The organism is Nitrosomonas sp. Is79A3, from assembly GCF_000219585.1.
Taxonomy (GTDB): domain Bacteria; phylum Pseudomonadota; class Gammaproteobacteria; order Burkholderiales; family Nitrosomonadaceae; genus Nitrosomonas.
The window spans coordinates 1,909,587-1,930,862 of the sequence record NC_015731.1 but is presented as its reverse complement, the minus strand read 5'-3'; the positions used below and the strand labels follow the sequence as shown (position 1 = coordinate 1,930,862).

Annotated in this window: 18 protein-coding genes; 7 read left to right on the top strand and 11 right to left on the bottom strand. The window is 43.0% G+C overall.

Annotated elements, in window-relative coordinates; all coding sequences use genetic code 11:
• Positions 1–84: 84 nt before the first annotated feature.
• From NIT79A3_RS08870 to smc, 3 genes are all read right to left on the bottom strand, one after another.
• Entirely contained in the window at positions 85–330 is a 246-nt protein-coding gene (locus NIT79A3_RS08870) for a CDGSH iron-sulfur domain-containing protein (protein ID WP_013965872.1), read from the bottom strand.
• 251 nt (positions 331–581) lie between these two features.
• The gene (locus NIT79A3_RS08865; protein WP_348225590.1) at positions 582–1,751 is read right to left on the bottom strand and encodes a cell division protein ZipA C-terminal FtsZ-binding domain-containing protein; all 1,170 of its coding nucleotides are present in this window, start codon (positions 1,749–1,751) and stop codon (positions 582–584) included.
• Between the two features lie 101 nt (positions 1,752–1,852).
• Positions 1,853–5,398, bottom strand: a complete 3,546-nt coding sequence (gene smc / locus NIT79A3_RS08860) for a chromosome segregation protein SMC (RefSeq protein ID WP_013965870.1) — start codon at positions 5,396–5,398, stop codon at positions 1,853–1,855.
• Between the two features lie 94 nt (positions 5,399–5,492).
• Between smc and queF the strand changes: the two genes are divergently transcribed.
• Both queF and NIT79A3_RS08850 read left to right on the top strand, forming a co-directional pair.
• Positions 5,493–5,912, top strand: a complete 420-nt coding sequence (gene queF / locus NIT79A3_RS08855; RefSeq protein WP_013965869.1) for a preQ(1) synthase — start codon at positions 5,493–5,495, stop codon at positions 5,910–5,912.
• A 155-nt stretch (positions 5,913–6,067) separates the two neighbouring features.
• Positions 6,068–7,357, top strand: coding sequence for a LysM peptidoglycan-binding domain-containing protein (locus tag NIT79A3_RS08850; protein ID WP_013965868.1), 1,290 nt, complete (start codon positions 6,068–6,070; stop codon positions 7,355–7,357).
• Positions 7,358–7,379: 22 nt separating this feature from the next.
• Here the strand turns inward: NIT79A3_RS08850 and NIT79A3_RS08845 are convergent, their stop codons facing one another.
• Entirely contained in the window at positions 7,380–8,837 is a 1,458-nt protein-coding gene (locus NIT79A3_RS08845; protein WP_013965867.1) for a leucyl aminopeptidase family protein, read from the bottom strand.
• A gap of 169 nt (positions 8,838–9,006) precedes the next feature.
• Between NIT79A3_RS08845 and NIT79A3_RS08840 the strand changes: the two genes are divergently transcribed.
• Together NIT79A3_RS08840 and NIT79A3_RS08835 are read left to right on the top strand one after the other, a co-directional pair.
• Positions 9,007–9,801 carry a thymidylate synthase gene (locus tag NIT79A3_RS08840; RefSeq protein WP_013965866.1) on the top strand — a complete coding sequence of 265 codons (795 nt, stop codon included), beginning with the start codon at positions 9,007–9,009 and terminating at the stop codon, positions 9,799–9,801.
• A complete protein-coding gene (locus NIT79A3_RS08835) occupies positions 9,798–10,316 on the top strand; it encodes a dihydrofolate reductase (RefSeq protein ID WP_013965865.1) in 519 nt (172 codons plus the stop codon). The genes NIT79A3_RS08840 and NIT79A3_RS08835 overlap by 4 nt, the downstream gene beginning before the upstream one ends.
• A gap of 116 nt (positions 10,317–10,432) precedes the next feature.
• On the opposite strand, the gene NIT79A3_RS08830 is transcribed toward NIT79A3_RS08835, so the two are convergent.
• The 4 genes from NIT79A3_RS08830 to apbC form a co-directional block, all read right to left on the bottom strand.
• Positions 10,433–11,608: a type III PLP-dependent enzyme gene (locus NIT79A3_RS08830; RefSeq protein WP_013965864.1), complete on the bottom strand. Its 1,176-nt coding sequence runs from the start codon at positions 11,606–11,608 to the stop codon at positions 10,433–10,435.
• 366 nt (positions 11,609–11,974) lie between these two features.
• Entirely contained in the window at positions 11,975–13,258 is a 1,284-nt protein-coding gene (locus NIT79A3_RS08825) for a TIGR03790 family protein (RefSeq protein WP_013965863.1), read from the bottom strand.
• A gap of 14 nt (positions 13,259–13,272) precedes the next feature.
• On the bottom strand, positions 13,273–13,839 hold the full coding sequence (dcd, locus tag NIT79A3_RS08820) for a dCTP deaminase (RefSeq protein WP_013965862.1): 567 nt from the start codon (positions 13,837–13,839) through the stop codon (positions 13,273–13,275).
• 13 nt (positions 13,840–13,852) lie between these two features.
• Entirely contained in the window at positions 13,853–14,941 is a 1,089-nt protein-coding gene (gene apbC / locus NIT79A3_RS08815; protein WP_013965861.1) for an iron-sulfur cluster carrier protein ApbC, read from the bottom strand.
• A gap of 123 nt (positions 14,942–15,064) precedes the next feature.
• Here apbC and metG point away from each other — a divergent pair, with 123 nt between their 5' ends.
• The 3 genes from metG to NIT79A3_RS08800 are packed head-to-tail and all read left to right on the top strand — an operon-like array spanning position 15,065 to position 18,338.
• Positions 15,065–17,173, top strand: coding sequence for a methionine--tRNA ligase (gene metG, locus NIT79A3_RS08810; RefSeq protein ID WP_013965860.1), 2,109 nt, complete (start codon positions 15,065–15,067; stop codon positions 17,171–17,173).
• Between the two features lie 14 nt (positions 17,174–17,187).
• Complete coding sequence (locus tag NIT79A3_RS08805) at positions 17,188–17,565, top strand: DUF4440 domain-containing protein (protein ID WP_013965859.1); 378 nt, start codon at positions 17,188–17,190, stop codon at positions 17,563–17,565.
• 23 nt (positions 17,566–17,588) lie between these two features.
• Positions 17,589–18,338 carry a YggS family pyridoxal phosphate-dependent enzyme gene (locus NIT79A3_RS08800; RefSeq protein WP_041360808.1) on the top strand — a complete coding sequence of 250 codons (750 nt, stop codon included), beginning with the start codon at positions 17,589–17,591 and terminating at the stop codon, positions 18,336–18,338.
• Between the two features lie 41 nt (positions 18,339–18,379).
• Here NIT79A3_RS08800 and NIT79A3_RS08795 read toward each other — a convergent pair whose 3' ends face one another.
• The 3 genes from NIT79A3_RS08795 to NIT79A3_RS08785 all read right to left on the bottom strand — a co-directional run bounded on the left by NIT79A3_RS08795 (position 18,380) and on the right by NIT79A3_RS08785 (position 20,881).
• Positions 18,380–18,655, bottom strand: a complete 276-nt coding sequence (locus tag NIT79A3_RS08795) for a hypothetical protein (RefSeq protein WP_156797048.1) — start codon at positions 18,653–18,655, stop codon at positions 18,380–18,382.
• A 136-nt stretch (positions 18,656–18,791) separates the two neighbouring features.
• Positions 18,792–19,853 (bottom strand): PEP-CTERM sorting domain-containing protein, encoded by a 1,062-nt coding sequence (locus NIT79A3_RS19475; RefSeq protein WP_013965857.1) that lies wholly within the window; start codon positions 19,851–19,853, stop codon positions 18,792–18,794.
• A 422-nt stretch (positions 19,854–20,275) separates the two neighbouring features.
• The gene (locus tag NIT79A3_RS08785) at positions 20,276–20,881 is read right to left on the bottom strand and encodes an FxDxF family PEP-CTERM protein (protein ID WP_013965856.1); all 606 of its coding nucleotides are present in this window, start codon (positions 20,879–20,881) and stop codon (positions 20,276–20,278) included.
• Positions 20,882–21,276 lie beyond the last annotated feature (395 nt).

Here is a 21,276-nt window from a genome sequence, read left to right as displayed (position 1 = left end):
AAATTCTGTTGACGTGCCTCAGTACTTGATCGCTCTAGCGATGCTTTGTTTTTCTTTTATGAAAGTACAGTGCCTGTATGCTTCTTACAATTTGAGATGAGTGCCATCACAAAAAGGGGCATTGCTGGTTTTTTTGCAAGTGCATAACCAAGCTGTTTTATTCTCACTAACACTAAATTTTTTGGGTGTGAATTCGGTATTCTTATGAGAGCCATCGCAAAAGGGCTGTGATTTGCTCCGGCCGCAAGTGCACCAATAGTAGTCTTTTCCTGATTCAAGTTTGACTTCAATGGGTGAGAAAGATTGTCTTGTATTTGAAGATTGATTCATTGTTATCTCTTTATTAAAGAAAGTTATTATAGTAATTAATCATCTAATAAAATATGCTATTGCGAATTAAAGTTAATTCTAGTGCTAAATTAGAATATGTATCATCAGCATAGTCTATTATTTACAACTGTCACTTAACAATATTTTCTAACCAATTGTTACAAAATAAATATATCAAAGCGTTGTGTTGCATTGATAGCGATTACGGACGCTTAAGTATTTATCTTTAATTTTTAAGTGAAAAGTTTTTATTACACAAACAATCTCAAAGCGCTTGGGCTGCCTGCATTAATATGATTCTTTTTCATTGAAGTTTGTATTTCAATCAATTGTTGTTTGCTTCTTAGAATTCCACTATCACTCAATGGAACCCGATTATCATCAACCATAATTCCACCAAGTGTATTGGAGAAAATCTTTGCCAGGTGGGTCATTTGGTCAAATACCCTTTCTCCATGCGCAACTCTCGGGACATCCAACAGAAACGTCACGCCGTGTGTTGTGAGTGACTTTATGTTGTCGGGCAAGAATGGAGGTGATTCATAGTTGTTGAGTGTGAACAATACATTATTATTATCATCGCGATATTTGAATATTCCTTCCGATTCGAGCCGAAACCCAGAGGCTTCTGCTAATGCACGGATTTTGGTGCCAACAAATGCGCCGTCATCTTTACTAATGATATTAATGCCTATCATGACATCCACTTCAGCGCAAAATTTATCAAGCATTACGGCTTTTTCATGCGTACTGACAATATCCGGACATTCTGCCGTAGCATGTACTTGTGACGCAAAATCTAGTACTAAATCCCTGAATTTAGATATATTAACTTCACTGATGGGACCGGCTCTATCGGCAAGCTGCAAACAGCCTTTCATATGGCTGTAGCCATCACTATCGACATTGGATTCATTGGTGATTTCTTCCCAAGAATCATTTTTGTCTCGCTGTCCTAGCCAGTAAACCGGTTTCCCGAAGTCAAACTTTCTTTGCAGCAGTTTGGCGATGTAGGTATTGGCAATAACCGATTCTGATCGAATGTTGACAACGTAATTTGTATTGCTGTCGTAATCAAGAATGGGGGAAGTGGCGGATGAATTCGTAACGGCGCTGGCCGAAATATTGGCAGGAGCGTTAGCTGCTGGCCTTGCCGGTGATTTTTTGGATTCAATAGGTGGTAATTCGGTTTGAATAAAAGGATCAAAAGGAATATCCGGCGGTGTTTTATTGAATTTTGGTTCAATCCGTTGAAAGCTTTCTTCAGAATTATGAGTATCTAAAAGAATATCATCGTGCTTGTGATCAAACGCGGCTTGTACTTTACGCCGGTAACGCAGTTGTTGTAGCCAATTGAAGACAGCAACACCGGCAATAATTATTACGCCAATGATAATCAAGCTTATTTGCAAGTCACTCATATTCAATATCTCCATAATACCTCCTTGCTATCTCCTAAAATTACCCTTATGCAAAGCACAGATATCAGATTATGTCAGTTTTATACGTTCAACCACAATCACTAGATTATAGGTTGTACATTCCGCGTACCCATTTTAATGGCATCAGCGAGATCTACAGCCACAATTCTTGATACTCCTTGCTCTTGCATTGTAACGCCTATTAATCGCTGTGCCATCTCCATGGTTATTTTATTATGACTAATAAACAGGAATTGGGTTTGTTTCGCCATATTTTTTACTAACTCACAAAAACGCCCTGTATTGCTATCATCGAGTGGTGCATCCACTTCATCCAGCAAGCAAAACGGCGCCGGATTTAAGCGGAATAAAGAGAAGATCAGCGCCAATGCAGTTAAGGCTTTTTCTCCACCCGATAATGAATGAATAGAACTGTTTTTCTTACCAGGCGGTTGCGCCATCAATAATAAACCGTCATCTGGAACCTTTTCGTCACAAAATTCAAGCCGGGCTTTCCCGCCTGTAAAAATAACCGGGAAAATCTCGTTTAAAAAAGTATTGACCTGTGTAAAAGTTTCTTTCAAGCGTATTTGAGTTTCCCGGTCTATTTGCTGGATAGCATTTTCCAAGGTTGCAATGGCTGCATCGAGATCCTGTAATTGTGTAAGTAAGCTGGTTTCTCGTGCGCGAGCAATCTCGAGTTCTTCTAATGCAGCAAGATTGACAGTTCCCACTGTGGCAATCTCTGCGTTAAGTTGATGAATCTCTGATTGTAATGCTGCAATATCCTTCTCCCCGTAGAAAGGTAACAACTGTTTCGTGTCGACGTTAGCATTATTGATCAGTTCTTCAAATTGGCTAATTGTAATATTGGCTGCTTGTTCCTTGAGCCGGGTTTGATTGATGGCATCTTGCAAGACATGTGATTTTTGTTCTGATGCCATGCGGGTATTTTCAATTTCACGTAAATAGCGTGCGGTATCATCGACTTCCTGCCGTGCCTGTGAAGCTGATTGATCAATCAATTTACGTTGTATCTGAGCAGCCTCTAATTGTTTATTGAGTGGAGTTTCGTTTAAACCCTCTTTTTCTTTGAGCAGATTGACATGGCTCTCTGCTAATTTTTGTAAATCTTCATCGATAGATTTGACGCTAAGTTCTGTCTCATTGATTTTGCTCAGGCAGGTCTTGACATGAAATCCGATCTCCTGCATTTCCTTTGTTGCTTGCTGTATGTGTTGCCGTTTATTTATGAGTATACGATCAGCTGCCTCCCAAGCTAGCTGAGCCTGTTGTACATTTTCTTTGAACGCTTCAATTTGCGCCAGATTTTTTGTTAATCTAGCGTTTGCAGATTCTTGCAGCGAAATCTCATTGTCGAGTGCCTGCTTGATTTCTGCCAATTCAGAATTGATCTGGTCATTGCGATGAACGCTTCGCTCGTTAATTTGTGTAAGCTTCACTGTCTCAAGTTGTAACCGATGCCAATGCTGTTGTATTTGTTTGCTATTCTCTTTAATTATCTGGAGTGCACGATTAAATTCGGTGCACTGTTGTTCAGCTTCAGCTAAAAATCCATGCTGGTGATGGAGTAGAGACTCAATCTGATCAATTTCTTTTTGTAAATTGGTAAGTTCTTGTTGTCTGGACAGAACACCATGCAATTGAGAATCAGGTGCATAGAAGTTAAAACTATTACGCGTAATAATATGCCCTTGCCGTGTTACCAGCATTTCGCTTGAGTCTAACATGGATCTTTTGCTGAGACCCGTCTCAGCATTCTCTATCACATATACTCTGCTTAACCAATCCTCCAGCACATTTTGAGTTTCGTGCTGATTTGTCATGACATAAGTAAGCAGTTTTTCACAGTTTATTTGGTTAGTTATTGAATGATGACTAGTATTGCGCGAAGTGTCTTGGCTTTGCTCAAAAATCGTCCACTTCCCAGACGGTACCTCATTAATCCATTCCCGGATACTATCCAATTGCTCAAATTCGATACTATTGAGCCGCTCTTGTAAAACTGCTTCTAGCGCATTTTCCCATTCAGGCTGGATTTGTATTTTTTGCCATAAGCGAGGTAAAACATCCAATTGCTGTTTACGCAGCCAAGCAGTTAAATCCTGGTTGTTTTCCAGTTTTTGCTGCAGAGCCTGCAGCGCATTGAAGCGGGCAGTTGCCTGCGATAATGTATGTTGCAGTTCTTGAATTTTATTAGTTATTTGCTGTTTAAATTGAGTTGCCGTAATTAATTGATGTTCAATATCCTGATGCTTGCGGTTTTCTTCATTTAACGCAGATTCAGCTTGATCCATTTCTAGCTGTTGCTCTGTTAGTCTGGATTGATCAATAGATGCAAGTTCGCTTTGCTCTTTCAATAAACGGTTATATCGTGCTTCAAGTTGCTGGATATTCTTTTCGGCATGCGAAAGATGGCTACCTTCAAGTTGATTGGCTTGTTCGGTTAAGAGAAGATTATGCCGGTTCTCGTTTAATTTCGTTTGGCAAGCGAGAAAATTCGCTTCAATAACAGGGAGTTTATTGTTTTCTGCATCATGCTTGAGAATACTTTTCTGGTGATTGAGTTCCGCTTTCGTTTTTTCCTGATGCCAATGTGCTAGGTTTTCTAATTTAATTTTTTTTAATTCATTGCTTTTTGCTAGTTGATTCTCAGCTTCTTGAACTTGGTGTGCTATACGATCAGTTGTGTTTCTTAAGAAACTTATTTCTTGCTCAAGACGTCCTATTTCAGCATCGGTAGCATACAACTTCCCTTGTACTTGGAGCAGTTTGTCGTTGACGGCATATTCTTTTGCCCGGCTTTTTTCATATTCTATTTCTGCATTATGTTGACTTGTGCGCACAATATCCAATTCTGCTTCAAATCTTTTAATTGCATTTTCTGCATGAGTTCGCTGGTCAATCGCTTCAGCTTTACGCTGTAGCCACAATAAAGATTGCGATCTATGCAATTTTTCTTGTAAATTCTTATATTGCTGGGCAATCTTTGCCTGGATTTCGAGATGTTGCAACTGAGATATTAATTCCTGGCGAATATCTTCTAGCCGCGTGAGATTTTTCCTGGTCTCTATAAGACGCAAGAAAGTTTCCTGTCGTCTTTCCCGATATTGAGAGATTCCTGCCGCCTCCTCCAGAAAACTTCTTAGTTCCTGAGGTTTTGCCTCAATAATTCGAGAGATCATGCCTTGCTCAATAATCGCATAACCCCGGCCTCCGACTCCAGTGCCGAGGAAAAGATCGTAAATATCACGCCGGCGTACTTGCAGGTTATTGATGAAATAGTTTGAGATGCCATCGCGTTGAAGCACGCGTTTAATCGCGATTTCTGCATAACTAGACCATTGCCCGGTTATTTTACCTAAGTGATTATCAAAAACTATTTCGACACTGGCGCGTCCCACAGCTTTCCGGTTATCTGATCCTGCGAAGATAACATCCTGCATCGAATCGCCCCGTAGCGCAGAGGCCTTAGATTCACCCAGAACCCAGCGCACCGCATCGATGATATTTGATTTACCACAACCATTGGGACCCACGATGCCTACAAGATCTTGGGAAATAGAAATTACAGTTGGATCGACGAATGATTTGAAGCCGGCAAGTTTGATATGGGTTAAGCGCAATTTTTTGTTTATGAGATAAGGCAGTTATAATAGGGAAAACGCATAGCGCAAGATATTTATTGTAACTGAATTAATTTAACCATGAGCATGAAGAATGGCCAGTAAACTTGAGAAGACGCTTGAGACATTTCCAAACCCTTTTATGGGCCGGGATTATCATATCCATATGGAGATTCCAGAATTTACCTGTTTGTGTCCCAAAACAGGGCAGCCTGATTTCGCAACCTTAATACTGGACTATATCCCGGATAAAAAATGCGTTGAACTGAAAAGCCTTAAGCTTTATATCTGGTCATACCGGAATGAGGGAGTATTTCATGAAGCGGTTACTAATAAAATTCTCGATGATCTCGTTGCAGCTTTAAAGCCAAGATATATTCGATTAATCGCTCGTTTTTACGTGCGGGGCGGCATTTTTACCAACGTTACAGTTGATTATCGAAAAAAGGGATGGCAGCCAAAATCAACAATTTTACTTCAGGAATTCAATAGTCAATCCAATATTCGAGAATGATTCTTAATATTTTTCTTAAAGTAATTTATATAATATTATGATAGTAAACATTATTTTCTGAATAGGTGTATTTTTTCATGTAAAAAACAGTTTGCAAAGATCGGAAATTTATATATCCTGTTAGCTGATATGGATATAAAAAATAATATATATAAATGATTTTAAAGAGAAATGGCCTTCTTGTTTTACTGACATCGTTACTTTTTTGGACTTGTACATTTATATCGTTGGATGCATTTGCGGAAAGATTGGTACAAGGAAAGATTCAGTATCATGCAAATTTGTGGAGCCGCTTACAAAATGGTTTTGCACTTGCGTTGCCACCAGACAGTAAAATAGTTCATAGAATAGGTGCTTCCTATTCGCAGAATCCGGAATTTTTTAATCGTATTATCGCGAATAGCGAACGGTATCTGTATTATATTGTGGAGGAAGTCGAGCGCCGCGGCATGCCGATGGAAATCGCGTTGATGCCGGTTGTTGAAAGCACATACAATCCTCTGATTAAATCTAATAGCCAGACTGCAGGGTTATGGCAATTTCAACCTGAAACGGGGCGAATCTTAGGATTGGCACAAAATGTATGGCACGATGATCGCCGTGACATTATTGCATCAACTCAGGCCGCTCTCGATTATTTGCAATATCTGTATCAGAAGTTTGATAATTGGAAGTTGGCCATCGCGGCATACAATTTAGGTGAAGGAGCTGTCAGTAAAGTATTATCTAGGAGCATTCATAAAGGCAGATCAGGCAATTTTTATGATTTGAACCTGCCTGTTGATGCAAAGCACTACGTATATAAGCTATTGGCGGTTAAAGATATCATTGTTAATTCTAAAAAATATGGTATACAAATTCGACCGATAGCGAACCGGCCGTATTTTGACCAAATTAAAATACATGAACCTATCGACATCTCCTTAGTTACCCGTCTAGCAAACATTTCCGAAGTTGAATTTAGTGCCCTAAATCCGGCCTATAATCGCTATGTAATTAAAGTGTCTGATGCGCCGCGTACTTTATTATTACCTAAGAACAATAAAGAGATCTTTTTAAAAAATCTGGAAACTTATCAAGACCCCAGGGTTTCATGGCAGTTCTATCGCGTCAAGAAAGGTGAGAATATCAATGAAATTGCAGCCCGTCATCGTACTACCGTAATGCAATTAAAAACAATTAACGGGATTGCCAGACATAAAAATGTCACGCTTGGACAGAAAATACTAGTTCCGCATGATGTGACGGAGAATCAAGCCGATAATATTGCACGAAAGAAGAAACAGTTACAAAATTATCAGTCGAATGTTTATGTTGTAAAAAAAGGCGATACTTTGTATGAGATTGCAAAACGCTATGGCACAACCGTTGATCAAATTAAATCTTGGAATGATAGTGATGAGAATCTATCAATTGGGCAGAAATTGGTCATAGTAAAAAGCTAGCTGCAATAAGCACTTTACCTCTTCAGACAGTTTTCAGAAATTCAATAGCCCAACCGACACCGAATCCGGTAATTTCACTATCCACTGCGCCCAAACCATCTTTATGACTGCTAGCAGATAAATCCATATGCAGCCAAGGCGTTTCGTTAACAAATCGCCGCAGAAAACACGCGGCGAGAATATGATCGAATTCTCCGCCTAATTCACATTGTTTGATATCTGCTACATTGCTTTCAAGACTTTCTTCATAATCAGCATCCATCGGGAAAACACAAACGCGTTCACCGCTTTCTTTGCCTGCAGAAACAGCTTTTTGGGACAAGTCATCGCGATTACTAAAAACACCACTATAGCGTGATCCCAACGCGGTTTTCATGCTGCCGGTCAAGGTAGCAAAATCGATGATTAGATCTGGCTTCAGATTCCCCGCCAACGTTAAGGTGTCTGCTAGAACCATACGTCCTTCAGCATCCGTGTGGACTATTTCAATTGTTAATCCACTTAGCGCTGAAATGATGTCGTTCTGCTTATAGGCACGTGGACTGATATGGTTTTGTGCTATTGCAAGCCAACAGTCAATTCTGACGGGAATTTCAGCCCGTGTGGCAGCAAGCAAAATACCCAATGCGACAGCAGAGCCATTCATGTCTTCGTGCATGCCCTGCATATACCGGGCTGGCTTTAAATTATGTCCGCCGGTATCAAAGCAGATGCCTTTACCGATAATGGCAACATTCTTATTCTGTGCATGTTGTTTGCAGTGATGTTGCAGATGAACAATGGCAGCATCGTCGGAATCACTGCCTTGGGCAACGGCAACAAAGGCACCTGCACCGATTTCCTTGAGTTTATTTATATCATATTCCTGATATTTCCAGCCTTCGTTCTCAGCCAGTTTCTTAATTTGCTGGCGATAGGTTTTCGGTGTTAGTTCGTTTGCTGGCAATGCGGTTAAGCCACGCGCTAACAAATTTCCCTCAGCCAGCGCGCGCTGCAGGGTAAAGTTCTCGCTATCTTTATAGCCATATAAAAAGATTTTATCTAGCGGTTTTCTAACCGGTTTATTTTTACGTACAGGAAGGGCAGCACCATTGACCCAGGTGGCATAAACTGTTAATTCAGAAAAATTTCTTCGCTGCTGAGTCGTTCCATAGACATTGATATGTATTTCGGAGGGATTTTCTGAGAGAAGCAGTTTAAGTGCTTTCCGTACGCAGGTTTGTTGATCGAATACGGTCTTGCTTGTATCAATCATGACCCAAGCACATAACTCGCCTTTCTCAAGATTTGCACTAACTGGCGTTTCACTTAGATCAGTTAGTTGCATTTCGCGTCGCAATAGCAGCTTTTGCAGCGGCTCTTCACCAGTAATATCGAACTTCTTGGGGACTTTTTCTAATTTGGGGAGTACTACGAGAATATGCGATGCTTTAATAGATTGATCGAAAGGTGATATATTTTGGAAAAGTGATGCCAGCATTGAAAGCTTTCCTGTTGAATATTATTTTTTGAATGACAATACCGGACGTCATTGCATTAAGTTGATTATTGATAATCTTGTTATTATATACGGCTTATGTACATTATGGCTGAGATAGCCTGCAGCGGATGGACTTTATTCTGATTCAAATGAGGAGTTTCAACTAAGGATGCGCCAATATCTTGAGTTAATGCAGCATGTTATAAATCACGGATACCAGAAATCCGATCGAACGGGCACTGGTACACTCTCAGTCTTTGGCTATCAAATGCGTTTTAACTTGGCGGATGGTTTTCCATTAGTGACAACTAAGAAATGCCATTTAAAATCTATAATTCACGAATTGTTGTGGTTCTTGCAAGGTGACACGAATATCGGCTATCTCCGCGACAAAGGCGTATCCATATGGGATGAGTGGGCTGATACGAATGGTGATCTTGGTCCGATATATGGTCATCAATGGCGATCCTGGACAACAGCAGATGGCCAGCATATCGATCAGCTTAAGCAGGTCATCGAACAGATTAAAAGCACACCTGATTCGAGGCGCATGCTTGTTTCTTCATGGAACGTAGGGGATTTACAAAAAATGCGATTACCCCCATGCCATGCATTTTTTCAGTTTTATGTGGCGGATAATCGCTTATCGTGTCAGCTTTATCAGCGCAGTGCTGATATTTTTCTCGGCGTGCCTTTTAATATCGCATCGTATGCATTGCTTACTTTAATGATTGCACAAGTCTGCAACCTTGAAGTGGGAGATTTTGTGCATACCCTAGGGGATGCACATCTTTATCGGAATCATCTTGATCAAGCGCACGAGCAGTTAAAGCGTGAGCCGAAATCACTGCCGGTCATGCGATTGAATCGAAATATAAGAGAGATACTGGATTTTAAATATGAAGATTTTCTTCTGGAAAATTATGATCCTTATCCGGCTATCAAGGCACCAGTAGCTGTATGACGACACCTCGTTTATCCCTACTGGTAGCTATGGCGAGAAACCGGGTGATCGGCAGGAATAATAAATTGCCGTGGCATTTGCCAGCCGATTTAAAGCATTTCAAGTTTCTGACGATGGGACAAACCATTGTGATGGGACGTAAAACATATGAGTCTATTGGTAGACCTCTGCCCGGCAGAGCGAATATTATTGTCACGCATCAAACAGGATATGAAGTGCCGGGAGCGATTGTGGTTAACACCATTGACGATGCGCTTCTGATCTGCGAAAGAACCAAATCGATCAATGGTGAGAATTTTATCATTGGGGGCGAAGAACTTTACCGGCAAACCCTTAAGATTTGTCAGCGCATTTATATCACGGAGATTCAGAGAGATTTTGAGGGAGATGTTTTCTTTCCTGAGTTTGATCCTAACGAGTGGGAAGAAACGCAACGCGATAGGCATATTTCAGAAAACGACACCAATCTGGAATACCATTTTGTCGTCCTTGATCGTAAAGTAAATGCGACTTAACTGGTGTTTTGATAGATTTTTGCACTGTTAATGAAAAAAAATGGTGAAGCGCACTGAAGCTGCTTCACCATTTTTTATTTAAGACTGTTGATTGATGGGCTATTAATACCGGATACTTATATCACTTTCACATCAGGTAAAGGGAACCCATTAAAATTACTGGCGTAAGCAGTCGTATAGGCACCCGCGTTGGGTATATAAATAAATTCACCTTCTTGTATGTCGTTAGGTAGCATGAGATCATGCATTAGAATATCGACTGAGTCACAAGTTGGACCGGCAACAGACCAAGGGATATTGCTACCTTTTCGATCAGTCAGGATTTCGTAGCGTAATCCTTCAGTCATTTCTATGACGCCGCCAAACATGCCTGCATCCCAATACATCCATCGTTTCCCATTTCGAGTTGCAGTACCCACCACTCGACATACAAAATAAGCTGAATCAGATACTAAATAACGGCCAGGCTCTGCCATGATGCGGATATTGTCAGGTAGATCAGCAATGGCATCGTTGATGACTTCAGCGATGATTTCAATCGAAGGAATGGGTTTGATATGACGAACCGGATACCCGCCACCAATATTAAGCAGTCGAGGATTTAAACCCGCAAGTTGCATATCAGCAAAAACTTTCTTGGCGCGTTCAATACCTACTCGCCAATTCTGCGGATTACGGCACTGCGAACCTACATGGAATGTAACCCCGGCCAAATCTGCGTTAAGCTTTACAGCTTCTTGGATGATTTCATTAATGTCGGCAAGATGTGTTCCAAATTTTCCCGCTAATGGCCAGTCACTACCGATATTCGGCGTATCGATGCGTAAATACATCTTGGCATCGGGTTTAACACTGACGATTTTGCGCAGTTCTTCAATACTGTCGAGCACATACCATTCAACGCCTTTCTTCGCGGCGTATTCCAGGTAAGTCCTGGATTTCATTGGATTGCTATAAAATATTTCAGCAGCAGATACTCCCAGCTTCATTAGCAAATCTAGTTCGGCAATAGAAGCAATCTCAAAGCCGGCGCCTTCTTCAATGAGTGTTTTCAGTACACGTTCATCGGGATTTGCTTTAACTGCATAATGCGGATGAACTCGTGGCATCGCAGCTTTAAAACGCCGAGTTTTTTGCTGGATAATGTTGCGGTCAATCAGTAAAAAGGGGCGTTGATAGCCTTTTTTCAGTTCATTCTGAACGTACTTGAAATTCAGACTAATTTCGGGATGGGTATCAAACAGGACTTCAGATTGATCGGATTTCTGAAGTGTAGAGGGAAATATATGCATGGGTTGTCTTCCTTTAAAAATGGCTACGTTACAGGAATATGAACATTGACTAAGTCAACCGCGGCAAAAAAGTTCTTGATAGTTTTCATGATGACCTCCTTATCGGTAAGTTTGTTTGATTTGAATTTGCACGCATTATAGTCTGCATTTCAGGCAAATCAAGTGTTTTTTTATAGCAAGATTAATTTTTTTATAGTTCAAATTAAGTATTTCAAAACAACATATTATATGATGACTATTTATGCGGGATTAGGCGGGTATTTTTCAAAAAAGTTTAGGCAATTCTTATTAAATGAATGTCTGGCTTCAACACCATGATATAGGGACTATTTTATTTCTCAGATTATTGTGTATGCTGGCGATTGATCAATTCCATTGCAACTTCAAATAACCATCTGTTTTTTCATTAAACCTGAAGTGAATAAGATTTTTTCCTCGGCGGATTGATTGCGGCCTCGAATGAAGTTTGAATGGCCCGGCGGCAGAAAGTGATTTTTCAATTCTCAACCGCCCTTCACGGGGTGAGAAGACTGTCAATTCATAGCGTCCGGGATTTATTTTCCGTAATAACGGAGCAAATGGCTTAGCCAGCGGTTCACCGATGAATACGCCTTGTCCCGGCCAGGCCACACTTTTCCAATATGCCTCAATAGCACTAGCGCCCAATGCATAATGAAACATGGCAACCGCAGGGGAAGGAAATTTCTGTGGAAAGCTGCAAGGCTCAGTTACTGTGCCATAACTCGCTGTGGCGCCTGCTTCCAGCCAGCGCAAGCTGCTCATTTGGAGAGAATCGGTCAGCCTGCCGCCTGCCGATGTTAAGTGATCTGCCAAAGCGCCGGGCAGGAAACCAAGCGTTTCCAGCATGGGTACTTCAGTCAATCCGGTAAAGTAAAAAAGAACATCTTGGCGATCAGAAATGAAATTGGTTTCCAGTATCTGCAGAGAAAAAACACCAGCCAGGTCCTTTGCAGTCTGTGCATAACTTGTTGCGCGATTATTCCGCGCTTTGTCTGAAGTGCTGAGTAAATAGGCCTGACCTTTTGGAAAGCTGTGGTCTGAAGCAATACCCCGGTCAATCAGCGCTTTGACTTGTTCAAAGGATGTCCCCGCCAGCATCATAGTTGGCCGAAGTTTATAATCAGTGGCTGGATACTGGCTTGGCGCATTGAAATAGGGACTTGGTGCTGTTGGTGCACATTTTGTGGCGCAATACTTTTCATCGAAACCGAATGCTAATGCGGAAGTCAACGACATACAACCCACCCGGTAGGGGCTGGTCCAGGCAACTGCGTATGCTTGTACGTGATCAGGAGTAAGCCGATCAATATTTTTTTTTAGTTGTTGAAATTCTTTGCGCGTCATCACACTGCGTTCAGATGAAAAACGCAGACGAATCATGTTAATTTCAGGGATATGCCGTGCTTGCTGGTAGTAATTGCCAATTTGCCGGGATAAAGGATCGTCCTCGTTGACGATGACCGCAATATCTTCCGGCATGAATCCGGTATGGGGTAAAGAGATGCGTGTTTGCGCTTCCACAGAAAAAGCTGCAGAAAATAGAATAAGCGCTAAAAATATGGAGAGTCGTTTGGTTTGCTTGACACTTTTTCGTGTCAACAGCATAAAAATGTCCCGCACATCAATCATCAACTTTCACCGCTTTAAATTTTGGGCAATGTGACACCGTGCTGCCCTTGGTATTTGCCGCCGCGATCCTTATAAGAAGTTTCACAGACTTCATCCGATTCAAAAAAAATAACTTGCGCGACGCCTTCGTTGGCATAAATTTTAGCGGGCAGGGGGGTTGTGTTGGAAAACTCCAAAGTGACATACCCTTCCCATTCCGGTTCAAATGGGGTGACATTGACGATAATGCCGCAGCGGGCATAAGTTGATTTGCCCAAACAAATAGTCAGTACATTACGCGGGATGCGGAAATACTCAACGGTGCGGGCCAACGCAAAAGAATTGGGTGGAATGATACACACCTCACTTTTGACATCAACAAATGAATTGGAGTCAAAATTTTTTGGATCGACGATGGTGGAATTGATATTGGTAAATAATTTAAATTCATCCGAGCAACGGATATCGTAACCATAGCTTGAGGTGCCATAAGAAACAATCCGCTGGTCGTTTTTCTGGCGAATCTGATCAGGTTCGAAGGGCTCGATCATGCCATACGTTTGCGCCATGTGGCGTATCCACTTATCTGATTTAATCGTCATTCCTTAACCTTTTCTAGTCATCTTCCATTACGATCTTAGCGAATAATTCTGAGTGATCTTCAGCGGATTCGGCCACTTTAACGGCGACTCTCCGTGCAATCAGCCGATAGATATCGGCTATTTTCCCGTCAGGTTCAGCGACTACGGTGGGTTTGCCCATGTCCGTATGTTCGCGAATTTTGATATCGAGGGGTAACGCACCTAAAAATTCCACGTTATAGTCCTGACACATCTTTTCTCCGCCACCGGTTCCAAATATGGGTTCCGTGTGTCCGCATTGAGAACAGGTATGTGTGCTCATGTTTTCCACAATGCCAAAAATCGGAATCCCCACTTTTTCAAACATTTTTAATCCTTTGCGCGCATCGAGTAAAGCGATATCCTGCGGTGTGGTGACAATGACAGCGCCGGTTACGGGTATTTTTTGTGCAAGCGTGAGTTGAATGTCACCGGTGCCGGGTGGTAAATCCACAATCAAATAATCCAGATCTTTCCAATTGGTATCATGGAGTAACTGTTGCAATGCCTGTGTAACCATCGGACCGCGCCAAACCATCGGAGTTTCCACATCAATCAGCAAGCCAATGGACATGGCCTGGATGCCATGCGCCAGAACGGGTTCCATGGTTTTGCCATCGAGCGAATCCGGGTGGCTTGTGATTCCCAGCATTTGCGGTTGTGATGGACCATAAATATCCGCATCCAGAATTCCTACGACTGCGCCTTCCGCCGCCAATGCTAATGCCAGATTAACCGCAGTTGCTGATTTGCCGACACCGCCCTTGCCGGATGCCACTGCAATGATGTTTTTAACGCCAGGGATCAGCTTAACGCCCTTTTGTACGCTGTGCGGAATAATTCTGCTGTTGACCATGACTTGGATATTTCCAATGCCCGGTATGGATTTCAGTGCATCAACAATTTGTTTCTGGATGGTATCTTTGACACTGTTCGCCGGATAACCCAGCTCGACTTCGAGGGACACATTGCTTTGGTTAATTTGAATATTGCGTACTGTCTGCGAGGTCATGTAATCCTTGCCCGTCGTCGGATCAATGGTTTGCTTGAGTACAGATTGTATTTGTTGCTCAGAAATAGTCACTACAAACTCCTTTTACAGCCAATTTACGGTTAATAATTTAATAAGGGGATGGTAACAAATATCAGGAATGCCCACACAGTTTGTTACAATTCATCTTTGTCTAATCTGATTTCTTGAGAGTTAATGAACAAGCGAAAAATTCTGGTTACCTCAGCGCTACCTTATGCCAATGGCAGCATCCATTTAGGCCATTTGGTGGAATACATTCAAACGGATATTTGGGTGCGATTTCAGAAAATGCGCGGACATACGGTTTATTATGTGTGCGCGGACGATACGCATGGCACACCGATCATGTTGCGCGCGGGAAAAGAAGGCATCACGCCGGAAGCATTGATTGCGCGTGTACACGATGAGCATTCGGCAGATTTTACTGGCTTTCATATCCAGTTTGATAACTATTACAGCACACATTCGGCGGAAACACGTCATTTTTCCGAAGTCATTTACGGCAAGCTCAAGGCTGCAGGATTGATTGCGATACGCGGAATCGAACAACTGTATGATCCGGTTAGAAATATGTTTTTGCCCGACCGGTTTGTCAAAGGGGAGTGCCCGAAATGCGCCGCCAAAGACCAGTACGGCGATTCCTGTGAAGTCTGTGGCGCCGCTTACGTGCCAACGGAACTCAAAAATCCCTATTCAGCCGTATCCGGCGCCAAGCCAATCAAGAAATCATCGGAACATTATTTTTTCAGTTTATCTGATACGCGGTGTGCTGATTTTCTGCGTCGCTGGACCCGTGAAGCGGACCATTTGCAGCCGGAGGCCGCAAATAAAATGCGTGAATGGCTGGGCGAAGCGGGGGAGAACAAACTCTCCGACTGGGATATTTCGCGGGATGCGCCTTATTTTGGTTTTGAAATACCCGATGCGCCAGGTAAGTATTTTTATGTCTGGCTGGATGCGCCGATTGGCTACATGGGCAGCTTCAAGAATTTATGCGTTCGCGAGCACATTGATTTTGACGAATTTTGGCAGCAACAATCGGAAACCGAGTTGTATCATTTTATCGGCAAGGATATTTTGTATTTTCATGCCTTGTTCTGGCCTGCGATGCTGGAAAACGCAGGTTACCGGACACCCACGAAGATTTTCGCGCACGGCTTCCTCACCGTGAACGGTGAAAAAATGAGTAAATCCCGTGGCACGTTCATCACCGCGGAAAGTTACCTGAAGCAAGGTCTGAATCCGGAATGGCTGCGCTATTACTACGCGGCCAAACTCAACAGCACGCTGGAAGACATTGACCTGAATCTGGAAGATTTTGTCGCACGGGTCAATTCGGATTTGGTCGGCAAATTTATTAATATTGCCAGCCGCTGCGCCGGTTTTATCAGCAAACGGTTTGACGGCAAGCTTGCGGATGGTGTGCAGTATCAACAATTGCAGTCCTTGGTGAACGAACGTTTTGCCACCTGGCGGCCCGATTCCATTGTGAAAGCGTTTGAAGAAAGAGAATTTTCATCTGCGATTCGTCAGATCATGAAATTCGCCGACGAAGCGAATGAAATGATTCACGAACTGGCGCCGTGGGAAATCGCCAAGAATCCCGATCGTGGAGAAGAACTACAGCGAGTTTGCAGTCTGGGAATACAACTTTTCTCTGTGCTGTCGCGTTATCTGAAACCCATCTTGCCGGAAACAGTAAGGCAGATTGAGCTTTTTCTAAACTGTGGAACGCTGACATGGCCTGAACTGCGGGAAGGTCAACCGGTTTCGGATTTGTTATTGCCTGCCGGGCACACAATCAACGTTTATCAGCATTTGATGACACGCATTGACGCCAAACAAATTGATGCATTGATCGCAGTCAATACGCAAAGCCTAACACTCGTTGTTCAAGCCCATTCTCCCGCACGGCATGCAGAAAAACAGCAACACGCCGTGACACCGATTGCCGATACGATCTCCATCGATGATTTCAGTAAGATTGATTTACGTGTGGCCAAAATCGTCAATGCCGAGCATGTGCCAGGGGCGGACAAATTACTGAAATTGACGCTGGATATTGGCAGCGAACAACGTACGGTTTTTGCCGGTATCAAATCGGCGTATGACCCGGAACAATTAAAAGGGCGCTACACAGTGATGGTGGCGAATCTTGCGCCGCGCCAAATGAAATTCGGACTATCGGAAGGCATGGTGCTGGCAGCCGGCGGTGGCAACCCGGGAGAATTATTCATTCTTTCTCCTGACGCAGGCGCGCAACCCGGAATGCGTGTTAAATAGCCGGAATCCTTTGTATGGAATTGCAAGGCATCGCGGAGCACATTAAACAACGGGAACTCGAATTATTGCAAACAAATTGGAGAGCAAATCCCGCACTGATCAATGACTGGTTATCCGCAGACTTTGAAGAGATCGGCAACGATGGGAAAATCAGTCAAAGAGTTGACGTGGTCAATTGGCTGTTGAATAAGGATAACGCTATTCGATGGTCGCTAACGGATTTTAGAATCAAAGCGTTAACGGATGGCTTGATAGTGGCTGTCTATTTTGCAAAAAAATGCAATGACCCGAGCAGCACCAGCAAGGGGTCGATAAGAACGTCGATTTGGCAACATCAAGGGAATCATTGGAAAATGGTTTTTCATCAGGCAACTAAGCGATTAGAAACTTAAGCGCAATGGATCAGGAGAATACTTTGGAACTCAACGAAGAGCAGCAATTCAACGAAATTAAAACCAATCTTGCAATGGTTAAGCAACGCATTGTAGATACCTGCCAGCGAATTGGGCGTGATCCCGCCAGTGTGCGGCTCCTGCCGGTTACCAAAACAGTGCCGGCCGAGAGATTGCGCATTGCCTTTGCCGCTGGCTGCCACGAAATGGGCGAGAACAAGATTCAGGAAGCGCGTGAAAAATCCGAGGTGATGAAGGACCTAGATATCAAATGGTCGATCATTGGTCATCTGCAAACCAACAAAGCCAAGTATCTGGCACGTTTTGCCAATGAATTCCAAGCACTCGACAGCCTAAAAGTCGCCGAAGAACTCGACAAACGTCTGCAAAACGAAGGGCGCGCGATCGACGTCTATGTGCAGGTGAACAGCTCCGGCGAAGCCAGCAAATTCGGCCTAGCACCGGAAGATGTGCGCGCTTTTGTCATGGAATTGCCCAAATTCTCATCGCTGCGCATCAAAGGTCTCATGACACTGGCGATTTTCTCTGCCGATCATGACCGGGTGCGCGAATGTTTCATCAAAATGCGCGAAATCCAAGCCATGCTGCGTCAGGAATCGCCGGCTGGCTTATCATTTGACGAGCTCTCTATGGGTATGTCAGGTGATTATGAACTGGCAATCGAAGAAGGCGCGACAGTAGTGCGCGTTGGGCAGGCGATTTTTGGGAAACGGCCATTGCCGGATAGCCACTATTGGCCGGGGTTGGGTTAGCTGGTAGTCCTACTGCAATTCAGATGGCGTCTCTTCAGTAATCACATAGACTCTCTGTCAGCATCCCGTTCAGCCAGTAACGCTTGTATCGCCATCCCCTGTGCCGGCGTTATCCAATGGGATTGTTTGTCGCGATCTTTTTCCATGAAGCTTTCAGCAGGAATCAATACAGGTCTGGGGTGCCAGGGTTTCCATTTTTCCATCTTGATGGAATCGATACGTGCCCAGCCGCCATTGGGGAATTTTCCTGAATCTTCTAACTTACGTTTACCCCAGATGATCCATCTTACGCCGCCATGCTGCAGTGATATGGGCAATCTGGTATCGAGTTAGTACACTTTCACTCCGCTATTTACATGAAACTGACATCACATTGATTTAACAACTGCATTTACCACCCAAGAAAAAAACGGGAACCTAAAGTCCCCGCTCTTGATTAAATCTAAGTCAAATTTAAACTGCTGAATGTTTTCTGCGACGTGCCATGAAACCCAGTAAGCCTAGACCAGTCAGCAACATTGCGTAGGTTTGGGGTTCTGGGACAGGGTTGAGAATATCTGCCGTGACAAAGATACCGTCTTCGGGTTGGCCAGGAAAGTATCCCAGCAAGTTGGCAGTAAAGCTACTCCCATCCGGATGAACTTGCCATACCTGGTGACCGGTTTCGCCAGTAATAATGGCATCACCTTTATAGGCTGTAAACTCGGAAGCCGCAGCAAATTGAATGTCGCTTGGGTAAGCAGCGGCATAGAAACCCTCAAGCGGGTTGCCACTATCACCGAGATCAAGTGGTACGAAACTCACCATTTCTGCACCATACAAACCAGAGATCGCTGTCGTCACGGTTCCGTCTGGTGTAATCGCGCGCAGGCTACCTGAGCCTTCAGATGCAACAAACAGTGTGCCTGCAGCATAAGAACCAAAGGTCTGTGGCGCAAAGCTAATCCCTTCCGCATCTTCGCCTACTGAGGCGAGCAGGGTTGGAACACCTGTATTGCTAACCTCGTAAATGTTTCCGCTAGTGGTTGCAACGATCATATTGTTGTTGTACAAGCCATACGGATCAAACGCAATACTACGCACGCCACCAACCAGTCCAGAGGCAAACAAGTTTTGCGACGATCCATCATTCGCGAACCGATAAACTGATCCTTCGAACTGTGCTCCAGCGTAGATATCACGTGGACCATAGCCGCCGATTCCCAGCGAGCTGCTTACATATACCTCACCGGAGAAGCTGGGTACGGGTGACCCAAACTTCGCGATGCTGCCACCGGTGAGATCTGTCGAGTACAATTGATTATTGTTCGCCCCGTAATACACCGAACCGACAAATTTGTCACCAGCGTAAGTAAAACCGATGGTCGCGGTATTGCCAAGTGTAGTGTTTAGATCCGTGCTTGTAACGAAAGGGCTGAAGGTAATAGCTTGTGCGGACGATGCCATGGCTAGGAGAGTCAGGCACGAAATACTGATGAAAATTTTGATTTTCTTGTTTTTTATTACCTGCTTCATGATATTTTTCCTTATAAAGAAAAGAGTAAAGGATAAATAGCGTGTAATGCTATTAACTATCTATATAATATTTTTGAGATAAGCACACAAAATATTAATTTCATTAATATATGCTTAGAATCCCCTTTGGGGAATAGGATGTTGACACTTTCTTTTAGGTCATTTGTCCTGGTTGAGACCACAAAAATACAAGCCATTAATATAGCTGTATTATTTAAAAATTAGGTTTTGCCTAGTGTGAGCTGCGGATTAACAGTCTGTGACTCTATTGCAATCAAAGCAACGAAAACGGGAGCCGAAGCTCCCGTTCCGAATCAAATCTTAGTCTATTGATCCAGCCATTAAAAAGATTTACTAGAATCTCCGTATTCCGGCCTTCTCTTCTATGAAAAATCGAATTGTTTAATGGCCGACTCTATAACTTAAACCGCTGATTCTTTTCTGCGACGTGCCATGAAACCTACTAAGCCCAAACCTGCCAATAACATGGCATAGGTTTCTGGTTCTGGTATTGTCGCAACCTGTGTCAGAGTAAATGTAGTGGTATTTCCAGCACCGGGATCGAACGGACTTATATTGAAGAGTGCATGCGCTTCATTGCCATCCACTAACGAACCTGTGAAGTTAAGATCACGAGGGCCGCTCGATGGGGGCGAATCTAGTGAGAAGCCAGAAAGTGTTGAACTATTGAAGCTGGTAAATACAACTCCGTTACCTTGATTTGGCTCGGTGATAGTAAAATGAAAGTCGGTCCAATTTACTCCCGTGTTATTTGTAATATGCTCGGTAATGTTGTAGGGATTGCCCGGTCCGGTATCGTGAGCAACCGTAAATGTTAAGACGATTGGATTCACGCTATCAAAAACTTTAGTCAGATCCAGATTTCTGGAACCATCATCAGTATAGCTAAAAGAACCTAAACCTGCGCCGCTGGCAGTAATGTCGGTTATGACGGCAGCTGCAGACGCTGTAGAAACTGACCCTGCGAAGATTAGGGCAGATGCGAGTAATTTCGTTTGTGTGTTCATGCTTTCTCCTGATAAGTTATATTATGTAAAAATACATCGAATGTTCTATTTGAATTGCACTCACCTGAATGTGAAGCTCAGTTAGTTTCCTCTATCCAGAGTTTTAATAATGAAAGCTTTATTTATTCTGAACATGGGCACTAAAAATTCTGCACATGAAAAGAACTTATTGATATAAGCATAATGCTTATTTTTCTGGTGTGAGTATGGCTCTGTCAAAACGAAAAATTATGGAAGCCGGACAGCAACACTGGCTTTTAAATGACTATGTTACAGTTGGTTGTTGAGAATGACTTGCAAAATAACACGATTTATTTTTTAATCAATTGATTATATGTTTTTTTGTTATCAAAAAATCATTTGTCATCAGTGAATTGGAAAATTTAACAGTTAAC